Source organism: Metabacillus sediminilitoris, assembly GCF_009720625.1.
GTDB classification, from domain to species: Bacteria; Bacillota; Bacilli; order Bacillales; family Bacillaceae; genus Metabacillus; species Metabacillus sediminilitoris.
The window spans coordinates 2,011,338-2,024,969 of the sequence record NZ_CP046266.1 but is presented as its reverse complement, the minus strand read 5'-3'; the positions used below and the strand labels follow the sequence as shown (position 1 = coordinate 2,024,969).

At 38.1% G+C, this 13,632-nt stretch carries 10 protein-coding genes; all 10 read right to left on the bottom strand.

The window, feature by feature from the left end; translation table 11 throughout:
• Window position 1: 1 nt before the first annotated feature.
• The 10 genes from GMB29_RS09655 to sda all read right to left on the bottom strand — a co-directional run bounded on the left by GMB29_RS09655 (window position 2) and on the right by sda (window position 13,587).
• Complete coding sequence (locus GMB29_RS09655) at window positions 2–970, bottom strand: carbohydrate ABC transporter permease (protein WP_136356485.1); 969 nt, start codon at window positions 968–970, stop codon at window positions 2–4.
• 387 nt (window positions 971–1,357) lie between these two features.
• On the bottom strand, window positions 1,358–2,656 hold the full coding sequence (locus GMB29_RS09650) for an ABC transporter substrate-binding protein (RefSeq protein ID WP_136356486.1): 1,299 nt from the start codon (window positions 2,654–2,656) through the stop codon (window positions 1,358–1,360).
• A 109-nt stretch (window positions 2,657–2,765) separates the two neighbouring features.
• Window positions 2,766–4,226: a response regulator transcription factor gene (locus tag GMB29_RS09645; RefSeq protein WP_136356488.1), complete on the bottom strand. Its 1,461-nt coding sequence runs from the start codon at window positions 4,224–4,226 to the stop codon at window positions 2,766–2,768.
• Entirely contained in the window at window positions 4,223–5,662 is a 1,440-nt protein-coding gene (locus tag GMB29_RS09640; RefSeq protein ID WP_136356490.1) for a sensor histidine kinase, read from the bottom strand. The genes GMB29_RS09645 and GMB29_RS09640 overlap by 4 nt, the downstream gene beginning before the upstream one ends.
• Window positions 5,659–6,666, bottom strand: a complete 1,008-nt coding sequence (locus GMB29_RS09635; protein ID WP_136356492.1) for a sugar-binding protein — start codon at window positions 6,664–6,666, stop codon at window positions 5,659–5,661. The genes GMB29_RS09640 and GMB29_RS09635 overlap by 4 nt, the downstream gene beginning before the upstream one ends.
• Window positions 6,667–7,137: 471 nt before the next feature.
• Entirely contained in the window at window positions 7,138–7,992 is an 855-nt protein-coding gene (locus tag GMB29_RS09630; RefSeq protein ID WP_136356494.1) for a lipase family protein, read from the bottom strand.
• A gap of 37 nt (window positions 7,993–8,029) precedes the next feature.
• Window positions 8,030–8,860 (bottom strand): lipase family protein, encoded by an 831-nt coding sequence (locus GMB29_RS09625; RefSeq protein ID WP_136356496.1) that lies wholly within the window; start codon window positions 8,858–8,860, stop codon window positions 8,030–8,032.
• Window positions 8,861–9,146: 286 nt separating this feature from the next.
• Window positions 9,147–10,466 carry a prolyl oligopeptidase family serine peptidase gene (locus GMB29_RS09620; RefSeq protein ID WP_136356498.1) on the bottom strand — a complete coding sequence of 440 codons (1,320 nt, stop codon included), beginning with the start codon at window positions 10,464–10,466 and terminating at the stop codon, window positions 9,147–9,149.
• Window positions 10,467–10,707: 241 nt separating this feature from the next.
• Complete coding sequence (locus tag GMB29_RS09615; protein WP_211091266.1) at window positions 10,708–13,110, bottom strand: beta-glucosidase; 2,403 nt, start codon at window positions 13,108–13,110, stop codon at window positions 10,708–10,710.
• Between the two features lie 348 nt (window positions 13,111–13,458).
• Window positions 13,459–13,587: a sporulation histidine kinase inhibitor Sda gene (sda, locus tag GMB29_RS09610; protein ID WP_136356500.1), complete on the bottom strand. Its 129-nt coding sequence runs from the start codon at window positions 13,585–13,587 to the stop codon at window positions 13,459–13,461.
• Between the last annotated feature and the right edge of the window lie 45 nt (window positions 13,588–13,632).

Sequence of the window (13,632 nt, the reverse complement as noted above, 5' to 3'; positions counted from 1 at the left end):
GTTACCTCTCCGCCTTTCTGCTGTGGATTAAATATGGTACGATGAAGATCGCCACTGATACAAGCATGATCATCGCAATGGCCGCCCCATTTGCATAGTAGTTACCACGGAATGTTGTTTCAAACATGTACACGCCTGGTACGTCTGTGACAAAGTTTGCTCCAGGTCCAGTCATGGCATAAATTAAATCAAAAATCTTTAATGAAATATGGGCCATAATGATGATGACACTCACAGTAATTGGACGTAATAATGGAAGAATGATTTTACGATAAATTAAAAATTCTGATGCACCATCCATACGTGCAGCTTCTCTCACTTCATCTGGAATGCCGCGTAAGCCTGCTAAGTACATCGCAAGGGAGAACCCAGTCATTTGCCATACAGCTGCAATGACAACTGCAATGAGTGCTGCTGGAATCCCAAATTCAATTTTCCCCCACTGAAATCCTGCAAGAATGTTTGTATCTGTATACCATTTCGGGTTCATTCCTAGTTTATTTAAAAATAGGTTCACACCTGTTGATGGGTTTAATAACCACTGCCAGACAACCCCTGTTACAACGAATGAAAGGGCCATAGGGAAGAAAAACAGATTTCGAAAAACGGGCTCTGCTTTTATTTTTTGATCTAGTAAAATCGCTAGACCCATTCCACTTATAATAACAAAGCCAATAAATAAGATCGTGAAGAAGATCGTATTTCGGAGATCAGCTTGGAAACGGAAATCCTGGAATAAAAAAAGATAGTTTTTTAGACCAGCGAATGAAAAGTCTGGTACAAGAGTGTTCCAATTACTAAAAGACACATAGCCGGTCCATCCAATAAAACCATAAACAAAGATCAAAATCAGAATGAATGATGGCAAAATAAATCCAATAGCCATTAGTTGATCACTTGAGAGCCTTTTCTTTTTTGACAAGGATGCAACGGTCTGTTCAGTTAAATGTGTAGGTTTGACTGTTTCCATCTTACGTTTCTCCTCCTTTATCCCGCATTAACGGGCAGTAATCCCCTACCTCAAAGCTTAAGTGATACAAGAAGCGAAGACATTAGGATAACTGCCCGTAAATGCCCGATAAGTCTCGCTAACCATCAGTGGAAAACCCCCACTGATAGTAGTCTCGCTTTATCCCGCATTAACGGGCAGTAAGCCCCCCAACCTCTAAGCATTAGTGATACAAAGAAGCGAAGCCACAAGGATAACTGCCCGTAAATGCCCGATAAGTCTCGCTAACCATCAGTGGAAAACCCCCACTAATGGAAGTCTCGCTTTACGAGAGGTCATTTATAAGGGTTTGCCCACAAATGGCCTCTTTAAAAAAGGGGAAGAGACTAATGCTCATCCCCTTGGTCATTACTTAAGCTCTGCTGCTGCTGCAACTAAGGAATCTGTGAATTGACCTACGTCCTGCTGTGTAACGAAAATGTTGATATTTTGGTTTACTTTTGTTACGAAGCCTTCTGAAGCTGCTGAACCGTGTGCTAAGCTCGGTGCCAGCGTAGCGGATTTAAAGTCTTCGATTGTGTCTTTTCCGTATTGGTCATATTTTTCAATGTCTGCATCTATGCGTGCTGGAATCGACCCTTTAAGCGGGTTGAATGCGTCCTGCCCTTCAACAGATGCTAGTACGCTTAAGAATTGCTTAACACCTTCAGGGTTTTTAACACCCTTCGGTAAACCAAATGTGTCTGTTATAACCATAAATTGACCATCTGTACCTGGTGTTGGGACATAGCCAAAGTCTTCGTTCACTGCTAATTTCAAGTCATTTACAAGATATCCTTTTGCCCAGTCACCCATGACATTCATTGCTGCCTCACCGTTAGCAACTAATTGAGATGCATCCTGCCAGTTGCGCGATGCGTGATCTTCGTTTACATATGAAAGCATCTTTTTAAATATTTCTGCTGCTTCTACTACTTTTGCATCATCAAATGCTAGTTCTCCAGTCCAAAGCTTTCCATAATCTTCAGCACCTAATACACCTAGAAGAACTGTTTCATATAAGTGTGTAGCTGCCCATGGCTCTTTATCACCAAGAGCTAATGGTGTGATCCCTTTTGCTTTTAATGCGTCAGCTACTTCAAAAAATTCATCAAATGATGTTGGAGCCTCTAAGCCATTCTCTTCTAGTACTTTTTTGTTATACCAAAGTACGTTTGAACGGTGAATGTTTACTGGTACTGAATAAATGTTGCCATCTTTACTTACCATGTCAATCAATTCCTGTGGAAATTTGTCATTTAGACCTTCTGCTTCATAAAAGTCGTTAAGCGATTCCATTTTCCCTGCTGCCACCCAAGCTTCATTTAGTTCCGCACCACCATGAACTTGGAATGTTGCCGGAGGATCGTCACCTTGCATACGGCTTGCTAAAACAGCCTTTGCATTTGTACCTGCTCCACCTGCTACTGCTGCGTTTTCAATTGGAATATCTGGATGTTTTTCTTCAAATAATTGAATAAGGGCTTTTAACCCGTCTTCTTCACCTGCACCAGTCCACCAGCTAAAAATATCGAGTGGTGCGGAAGCGTCTCCGCCGCTGCCTTCTTTGTTCCCCTCTGATGTTTCGTCTGTGCTTGATTTTGAGCTGCAAGCTGAAACGATTAAAGTAAAGACTAAAAATAGTGATAATAGGACAGTCTTTTTCATTTAAGTACATCCCCCTTATTTATGTTGTAATCGCTTACTATATTCAGTATAAAGGGGGTTGGAAGCATTTTAATGATCTAAATTCTTCACTATTTTATTTATTTCTGTATTATTTTGTGGTTGACCTATACTGTTTTGGTGATAAATTTGTCCACTTTTTAAATACCCGGCTAAAGTAGTTCGGATCATAGCCAACCTCAAAGGCGATCTCCTTCAAGCTTAGGTTTGTCTGAAGCAATAGCTCTTTTGACTTTTCAATTCGATAATCCGTCACATAGTCGATAAAGGTTTGTTTTGTTTGCTCCTTAAACATTTTTGTAAAATACGTTGGTGTTAGCCCCACATTTGCTGCTACATCCTCAAGACTAAAGGGTTCTTTATAATGATCATGTATATAGGACTTCGCTTTTGAGATTAATTGATTGCCTTCACTTTGAATAAAGATCCTTTCACCAAATTGGCGAATGATTTCAACAAAGTCTTCCTTTGCTGTTGCACCCATTACAGAAAAGTCTCGAAGATTGGCGCCCTCGGTTTCGAGCGAATGCTTTAACCGAATCCCCCACTCTGTTAAATATTGAATGATAGTTGTCATGTTCTTTTGTCTGGTAAGCTGCTCGTAATATAAGTGAAAGTAATCAATTGCTTGTTCGACTCTTCCGGCGATTAATTCATGATAGAGTGCTTTTTCCAGCTTACGAATCGTGCCATCCTTATTTTCATCTAATAACGGGAAACCATATGTAACACTTGCTTCCTTTGTAAGCTGTGCAGAAGCCAGTAATGCCTGCTGATAAGAAATGATTAGTTTATCTAGCTCGATAAACGGAGTCCCTATCCCTATGGTAGTTGAGGATGGCAATGAATGACTCATAGCTCGAGCAAGAGTAAGTGAATCTGCCTTAACATGGTGGGCTGACTTTTTATCTGTTATGAAAAGGAGAATAAGTTTGTCTCCTAATTTCTTTATAATAGTAGGAAGCATCGTCTTTTTGTTTAGTAATTCTGTTACAACTTCTCTATCACAACCAGTGATGACCTGAAAGTAGGCCATATGAGCATTAGGAAAGAAATTTTGATACATCCGTTCGATCTCAACTGTGATTTCATTTTGAATAATGGCTGTGATGATCTGCTGTTTTGCTAGTTTCTCGGACTCATTCAGTTGTTGCTTTAGTTGCTCTTCAAGCTTTTTCGCTTCTTTAATTTCCAATTCCACTCTTAAAAGTGATTCTAATGTTTCCTGTTTATTACTCGGTTTAAGAATATATTCCTTGACTCCCTGCTTCATCGCTACCTTTGCATATTCAAAGGAGTCATAAGCGGAAACCAGAATGAATTTGGTATGCGGAAGCTCTACGAGGATTTGTCTAATCGCTTCAAGACCATCAATTCCTGGCATATGAATGTCCATAATCATCACGTCTGGCTTATGTTTTCTTGCTAATTCAATCGCAACTCTTCCATTTGCCGCTTCTCCTATTACCTCTATATGATTAAAACTCTCTGAAATGAATTTCCTCATAGCTTTTCTCTCAATTAATTCATCATCGGCAATGATGATTTTCATACGATTTCCCCCTTACGATCTGGAAGCTTTAATCGGATTGTGGTCCCTTTGTTTAGTTCAGATGAGATGTCTAAGATTCCTTGTTGTTTATAGACAAGCTCTAGCCGCTTGATCACATTTCTTAAGCCGATGCCTGTGGAATGGCCGCTATGCTCTTCATGTAAGTCAATTGGTTCTCTTGAAAAGATTCGTTGCTTCGTTTCATCATCTATGCCTTTTCCATTATCCGTTACCTCAACAATAATGTTTTGATCATCTTGATAGATTTTGAGACTAATTACCCCGCCCTCCTCTAAACCTTCAACTCCATGAATAAATGAATTTTCAACGAGTGGCTGCAGGGTTAGGGCCGGAATTTTAGTATCTAAGCAGCTTTCATCCATCTCGATTTTAAAGGAAATCCTTTCTACGAATCTCGTTTTCTGAATGTAAAAATACTCTTTGACAACATTGACCTCTTCTTTTAATGTTACCGATTTATTTATGTCACCAAGGCTTGATCTGAGAAGTGTTGACACGGATTGGATCAGTCGAGACGTGACATTGGCATCCTCTAGGTAAGCCATTCTAGAGATCGTGTTTAGAGTATTAAATAAAAAGTGCGGATTAATTTGATTTTGTAAATGATTTAGTTCAAGCTCCTTTAGAAGCTTGTCTAGCTCAGATTTCTCCTTAATTTCTTCTACTAATTGTTTAATATTTTCTCGCATATTCTGGAAGGTTTCACTAAGTACCTTTACTTCATCCTTTGTTTTTACCTTAATTGGAGGACCGTCGAAGTTTCCTGCAGATACCTCCTTTGCAGCTTTTGATAAATTTCGAAGTGGGTTTGTTAACCCTTTTGAAAACCAAACAGCCGTTAATAAGGCCAATATTAAAGTTGAACTAAAAAGGTTAATCGCAAACCATTTGAATGAATGCTGCCGTTGTTCCATTTCTTGATAAAAGATTTGGTATTCTGCTAGTTCAAAGTTTAAAAGCTGTAATGTTGATTCAAGAATATAAGATGAAATATTTCGAACTTCCTTTACATGTGTTGTGTATTGATCAAGGTTATCATAACGGACAGCCCATATGGTCAGATCACTTTCAAAAAGGAGGTTTTTAATCATTCGTTGATATTTTTCAAGCTCTTCCTTGTTAATGCCTGTGATTGCATCCTCCTGCAGTCTTACGTTATTTTTTTGAAGCCGCTTTTTAATATCCTCATATTCTTCAATAAATACCGGATCCTTCTCGACAACATAGGCATTGACTTTTTCATAGACTTGTGTTGATTGCTGTGAAATTTCATTAAACAAGAGAAATCTCTCAAAGCTGCCATGATACTCTGACACGATTTGCGAGCTGCTAAAGTAGATCGCATATGAAACAATATTGAATAAAAGAACGAAGGCTAAAAAGTATACTAATAGCTTGTTACGAATGCTTGTCATGGCTGATTTCCCCCATCCATAGAGTCTGGAGAAATTGGTAAATCCTCCTTATAGATCACCTTTGTATCAGTATGCTGAAGAGGCTCTATATCCTCTCCTCTATTGAGCATAATCATTTTTTCAACAGCCTCATAGCCCATTTGATAAGGAAACTGCACAACCGTTGCTTCAATCGTTCCTTCCTTTATGTATTCAAGTGTTTCAGGCAGTATATCAAAACTAATGATATACTGATCATTTTCAGCCTGTTGCTTTTTAACGACTTGGGCAATGCCAATTCCATCAAGTGCACTTGTTCCATAAAAGGCAGTCGTATTTGGATATAACTGAAGAATTCGATGTGCCGCTTCTACTGCTCCAAGTTTGGTTATATTAGATTCCTCTACAGCAATAATTTCAATGCGTGGTTCTGTAGCGACAGCATCCTTAAAACCTTGAACACGAAGCTTTTGATGTGGGGCATCATGTCGCCCCGTGATAATTGCTACCTTTTGTTCTCCCGTTGTATCATTTAGTAATGCTTTTCCGGCTAGAAAACCAGAATAGTAGTTATCTGTTCCAACATAAACAGCTCGATCACTTTCAGGTGCATCTGTATCAATTGTGACAACTGGAATCTGCTTTTCCTTTGCTTTGGTCACAAGGGTTTCAAATTCAGGTTCAGCTACACCTTGTGTAATGACTCCGTCGACAAGGCCAGCAATCGCCATATCGATCGTTTTAAGATGTTCATCATTGTTTGCCTGCTTCGGACCTAGATACTCAAGGTATACATTATGAAATTTTGCCGCATCTCTTGCACCCTGTTCGACAAGGTGCCAATAGTCGTTATCGAGCTCTTCTGGAATGAGGACGAAGTGGTAATATGGTTCGGATTCTTTTGTCATAGCTTCTGTTTCCTCATAAAAGTGGAAGGTTTTTTCTCCGTAATATAAAGTTAGAAAACAGGTTAGTAAGAGTACGAGAAAAGTCAGAACGTACATGAAACGCTGAATAAATCGCATGTATGGGAACCACCTTTCAATAAGAGTTCTCTGTGACTTGCAATTAAGTATTTTTTATAACACTTTAACGTTTTTCTCCCCACAATCTCTAAAATTTTTTTGGCTGATTTTCCGTAGCTTATGCCTTCCATGCTAGTCTTTTTTCGGGAAACAAAAAACCTAAGCCATTGAAAAAAGAAGACAATTCCTGTCCCACAATTTTTCACGACTTAGGTTTTGCCTGCATCACCAGTAACAACCCTAGATTAATAGATATTATTTTTCATTATAATCGTTATTTTTTAATAATGTCAACGCTTTCACCATTGTGTTATCTAATTATTATAAGAGTAGTGCCCACAAAACGCGGATTTCTCACGCTAAGAAAAATAATACAGTAAATAAGCCGGATTTCCGCATGCTAAGAATATCCGGCTTTGGTTCATTTATTTCTAAGAGGAATTACGAAACAAAGATCCACACTTCTGAGCTTTAATTGTTTGTGGATGTCTTCTCACCGCATATTCCTATAAACGGAACACATAATCCCGTATCGGGACAAAAACCCGGGTTTTTAGCACAAAATACTTTAGTAAAATCAGGATTCTGTTGGCTGAGGTTTTTAAAATAGCAGACAATCTCATGATTCCGTACAGGTAAACTATTCAGTTGGAAAGAGAGCGGATACTTCATGTTTACATGCCGATAGTATAATCCTTTCTTTGTAAACGGAGGCGGATACGCATGATCCGGTAAAGTAGGAATAATGTCATGGACATTGTAAATACGAACACTATTCTTTACCGTTTGGTTGAAGCGGGAAGCAAAGTCAGGGTCTGCGACACGCGGACTGCCATACGTATACACGAAAGGATTTTTAAACCTGGTGTTTACCGCAAAATCTAAAGCAGCTAATACGGCTAAAGCTCCGCCTAAACTGTGGCCTGCTACAAATAGTTTTTTTGTTGTAGAAAGCTTGTTTAATTCTCTGATCAAGTCATTTCTTGTCGATTGATAAATACATGTAAATCCGCGATGAGTTTTTCCTGCATTTATGACAAAAGGATATGGTACTTGATATAAGTCTTGGTCCGACTCATTGTCCTTAAATGTTCGGGTTCCTCTAAAAGCTACAATAATTTTATCTTGTGACTCTGCAATAAAACCAAATACTTCCTCTTCCGGCTCCTCGACACCAGCAAGAGCTCGTATGGTATATCGGAGGCTATATCCTTTTGGCAAGACAAGTGGTTCCGTTTCAAAGAGTTGGTATGACTGATAGATCATGGCCGAAAGCAATATCGCATCTTTCGTGTTAAAAATATACTTTATGCTTGTGATATTCATCTATGCAGCTCCGTTCTTTTATTCAAGGCTTCAGACACTAGCATGTTCCTCGAAACGGAACACACATTTCGGTATCGGGACAAAAACCCAGATTTTCATTGCATAATGCTTTGGAAAAATCAGGATTCATTTTGCTGAGGTATTTAAAATAACAGGCAATCGCATCATTGCGCGGCGTATTATTTAACTGAAATGAGATTGGATACTTTGTTTTTACATGTTGATAGTATAATCCTTCCTCCGTAAAAGGAGGTGGATACTTTTTTGCTGGGAAAGTTGGAAAAGAGTCATGAATATTTACAATGCGTATACTATTTTTTACCACTTGGTTGAATCGGGAAGCAAAGACAGGGTCTCCGATACGCGGACTGCCATACGTGTACACGAAAGGATTCTTAAACCCGGTGTTCACTGCAATATCTAAAGCAGCTAACGTTGCCAAAGCTCCTCCGTAGTTGTGTCCGGTGACAAACAGCTTTTTTGATGTAGAAAGTTTGTTTAATTGTCTGATTAAATTGTTTCTTGTTGATTGATAAAGACATGTAAATCCACGGGAGGTTTTTCCTCCATTTTTAACATAGGGATAGAGAACTTGAAATATGTCATAGGATGCTAAAAGATCTGCAGGATATGCAGCATATCCTCTAAACGCTATAATGATTTGATCTTGTGACTCGGCAATAAAACCGAATACTAATTCCGTAGGATCCTCTACGTTAGCAAAAGCACGAATGGTATATCGAAGTTTAAAGCCTTTTGGTAAGATAAGTTTCCCTTCTAAAAAGAATGGATATGTCTGATAGCTCATTGCTGCAAGTAATATTGCGGCTTTACTATTAAAAATATTGTTTTTATCTGAAAAAACCATATTTACAATTCCTTTCCTAATATAGGCTGTTTACGATAACATATGAATTAAAATCCGGAATTGTTAATGATGGTGATATTAACGTGGGTGTTGGTAAAGAACCGGGAAAGTTCCTTAGTGTAGGAATAAAAGCATTGTTGATAGTCAAAAATCTCTTAGCGTGCGACCCGCGTTTAGTTGGCAGAACCCCTTATAGAGCATTAGTGAAAGGAAAAAACGGAAATCATAAAAAGATCCTGACCTCCGCTTTTAAATGTCAATATATTAGTTACATCATTTGCGTAACTTATTTATTTAATGACTGAGCAGCCATCCATTCCATAACAGTTGTAGTTTCCCCATCGTTTGTTGCTTCAACTTCGTTATTGTATACTGGAATCCATGACCAATGCCCATTGTATTCATATGGTGTACCATCTGCATTTTTGTATAATCCCGTCGTATCACGTACATCATCAAACAGTGTTAAATGAACATTTTCAGCACCTGCATCAATTAAACGGTCAAAAGTCGGAAGTGTATTGAGTTCTGGCAGCAATGTTGTATCATTTGCTGCTGTAACGAACCAGGTCGGAGTCTTTGTCAAATTTTGTATGTCTTCATCTGTAATCAATGTATCATTTAAACCTTCACATACCGGATATGCAGCTGCAAAGTATCCTGGATAATCGCGAATCATAAGCATCGTCATATATCCACCATTTGAAGCACCACCAATGTAAATTCGATTCGGATCGATATCAGGATTATTAGCAACATAATCTTTTATTAATGCCATAAGTGCTTCCTGATAGATGGAAGTTCCATCAGCTACTCCTGTAAAACCGTCCATCCATTTAGTTGGTGCCTGAGGTGCTAAAACGTATGCTCCATCAAAATACGATTGAATTTCTTCACTGGCAAAGCTAACAGCTTTATTGGCAGAAAGTGGAATAGTTGTATCCGTGCCACCTTCTCCGCCACCGTGTAACCAAATAATTAATGGATTCTTTTCCTTATCTTTTGCTGGTGCATAATCTGCATATGTTAAAGTAACGTCATTATATGTTTTTGATCCAGAAGAGAAATCATCTACAAGTTCTCTCGTGCCACCTGCAAATGTATCGATCATCAATTCTGAAATTGTTCCTGAATTCAAAGCAATATCTTGCACCTGAGTAATCGTATACTTCGTATCAATCCATGCGTTTAATCGCGTATTAGCCCAATCATAATTAAGTGGTGAACCTAAAGAGATATTTGGTCCAATTTCCATTTCTAAAACGACATATTTTCCTCTTGCAGCAGGGCTTCCTTCTTTATCAGAAACATAAGCGTTTGTGACTGTACGATCGCCTTCTTCCAATAATGGAGTTGCTAATCGATCGTCACTTCTTGAAACATGTACGTTAAAAGTATCCTCTGTCACCGAATTATTTGGTACTGGTTGACCAATATCAACAATTACTTTTGTAACCGCTGCACCCCAGTCATGGATTTCTGTAACAGTACGGTAAGATGTTTGTTTTGTAATTCCTTCCTTAGCAAGTACACCAATGCTGAAAGAAAGTGACATAACAATTGTTAAAATACATAACAATCCAGTTCTTACGTGTTTTTTTAGCATATCTTCTACCTCCCCCATCTTACCTGTGTTTTTAGCAAATACGTTTCTTGTTAAACCTGATGTAGCATGAGACAAACTTGGATGTCCGTCATAACTTTTTTCCTCTCTAACTTATAAGCCCTTACAATAAAAAACTAGCATATAGAAAGAGTTTTTTTAGAAGCGATTATAGGACTAAATACGCCTCTTCTTGTAGAGGCGCATTTTCCTTTTTTGTAACCTATGGAGATGAATTCATGTTTTATTCATTTAGTTTAGAAAGTTTGTTGATCTCGACTTGTGGTGCTAATACATCATTTACCGTTTCAACTACGATATCTTTATCAACCTTAAATGAAGCAGCTCCTCTAATATCAGTTGAAGATGCACCTACAAGGACTTCATAAGTGCCTTTTTCAACTAGCCAAGCGGATTTCTCTTCATCAAAAGAGGCTAAATCCTTTAGATCCAAATCAAATGTAAGATTCTCTTTTTTACCAGGTCTTAATTCGTTTGTTTTCGCAAATGCCTTCAATTCTAATTCTGGTTTTTCAAGCTTTCCATCTGGAGCAGAAACGTAAACTTGAACAGCCTCTCGACCCGCAACATCACCTGTATTTTCAACTGTTGCAAATACGGTCATTTTGTCCTTTATTTGCCCGTTTCGGTTGACCCTTACATTCTCATAATCAAACGTTGTATATGACAAGCCGTAACCGAATTCATAAGCAGGTTTTAATCCAAATGTTGAATTGTAGCGATATCCTACATAAATATCTTCTTCATACGTAAATTCATTATTTTCACCAGGATAACGGTCTGCATAAGGAAGGTCTGCATAGTCAACTGGGAAGGTTTGTGCAAGTTTACCTGATGGGTTGACTTTCCCAGTGAGGACATCCGCAACTGAATTTCCTAATTCTTGCCCTGGTTGCCACCCGAGGAGAATTCCATCAACTTTATCTTCCCAGCTTGCTGTTTCAAGTGGTCCTTCGACATTAAGGACAGCAATAACAGGTTTCCCTTCTGCATGATAAGCCTTTGATACATCATCAATCATCTTTCGTTTAGATTCTGATAAATAGAAGTCACCCTTTGATCGGTCCGATCCATAAGTACCAAATTCACTTGAAAGTACGATAATACCTACATCTGTGTTTTTAGCAGCTGCAACAGCATCCTCTTTTACATCCATTTCAGGAAGTGTCGGGAATGTAGAGACAAAGAAATTTCCTGGTGTTTGTTTATATTCATCTGTTGCCCTTAGTTCTTCTACATATGTTTCATATTTACCTAACAACTCTTCATTAATCTGTAAGCCGGCATTTTGTAAACCTTCAGGAAAGCCTACTTGGTATGGTGCGTACACAAGTGCACTTCCACGTCCCCCTGTCATTTTCTCAATGTTTGGTGTTCCAAACAATGAAACGCTTACATCGTTATCTATTGGTAATGCTTTCTCTTCATTTTTTAGAAGAACCATTCCATCTGCTGCTGCTTGACGTGCAAGCTTAGCACCTGCTTCTAAATCCGGTGTATTTGTTGCTTCATGTCCCTTAAATGTTGGCGTTTGGACAACAATAGTAAGAATTGATTTAATATTACGATCAAGATACTTTTCATCAAGACTTCCATCTTTCACTGCATTTATGATTCGATTAATCTGATTCAAGTTACCTGGCATAAACAGATCTGTTCCTGCAACGACCTGTTTAACAATATCTCTATTATTTCCATTTTCCCAATCCGTCATCGTAAAGCCTTTAAATCCCCAGTCTTCTCTTAACACGCTTGTTAAAAGATCCTTGTTTTCTGTTGCATACGTACCGTTAATTGCATTGTAGGAATCCATTACCGCCCAAGGGTCAGATTCTTTAACAGCTATTTCAAAGCCTTTTAGGTAGATTTCTCTTAATGCTCTTTGGCTTACATTCATATTTCCATTATTTAACGTTCTTTGATTATAAGCAGCAAAATGCTTAATTGTCGTTCCAACACCCTTGTCTTGAACACCATTTACAAATTCAGATGTCATGATACCTGTTACTAAAGGATCTTCTGAAAAGTATTCATAATTTCTGCCATTTAACAAATAACTTTGGATATTCATACCTGGTGCGAGTAGTAGGTCAATGCCATACGCCTTTAGTTCATCTGCAGTCGCACTCCCAACTTTGTTCACTAATTCTGTATCCCAAGTTGAGGCAAGTACATTAGGTGAAGGGAATTTTGTGGCATGAAATGTTTGTTCAGTCCCTGGTCTTGTTGGGTCAATTCGAACCCCCATTGGTCCATCTGCTAGGACAATTGATGGAATTCCTAAACGCGGGATTGCTTGTGTTTGACCAGCTGCTCCAGGTACTTTTCGTGCTTGTGCGCCGATAATCTCCCCATTAACTGGGTCTAGCGCCACAGTATTTGCTCCAACTACCATCGCAGCTTTTTCTTGTAATGTCATAGCCGCAATGACAGCATCAATTGAAGCTGCATCTACCAATTGTGGAACTTGTTGTTGCTCTTCTGCTGACTGTGAAACGGTTTCATTAGTATTAGCATTTGAATTAGAAGCAAAGGCTGAATCAGTGTAAGTTCCACTTACAATAACCCCCGAAGCTAAAGCAATTGCTAGAAGCTTCCTCCTTTGTTTTTTCCACTTTTTTAACAATATTCTCTACCCCTCTCAACATGTCATTTCAAGTCGTTATGAAAACGATTACAAATTAAGTTTACAAGAGCTTTACTGTGAGGGGACTTTTTAAAATACTGACTTTTTTATTATTTCTAGTATTTTCTTGTTATCTTCTACCTGAAGATTAAGAACTTCAACTTCTTTATTCGTTTTGTTGTACTCTCATCTGCAAAATGCTTGTTATTATACCGTATTAAAAGAAATAGGAAGTTATTTCATTCATGAAAAATAACTTCCTATTTCTTTTTTTAATCATGCTATAAAGTTCGTTCAAATTCTTTTTGAATCATATAAGTTCGATTAAAAACATCAGTTGACATCTAGCTACTGTATTGAGATTAACTTTCTATTTTGGATTTCTACTTTTAATAAAGAAATAAAAGTAGAATCAAGTTTTAATTCTTTTGCTTTCATATAAGAAAGTATGAGTAAATCATTACTTATCCGAATCATTCTTACTCTTTCCTCCTCAAAACAAGTTAAAACATTGAACCCTAT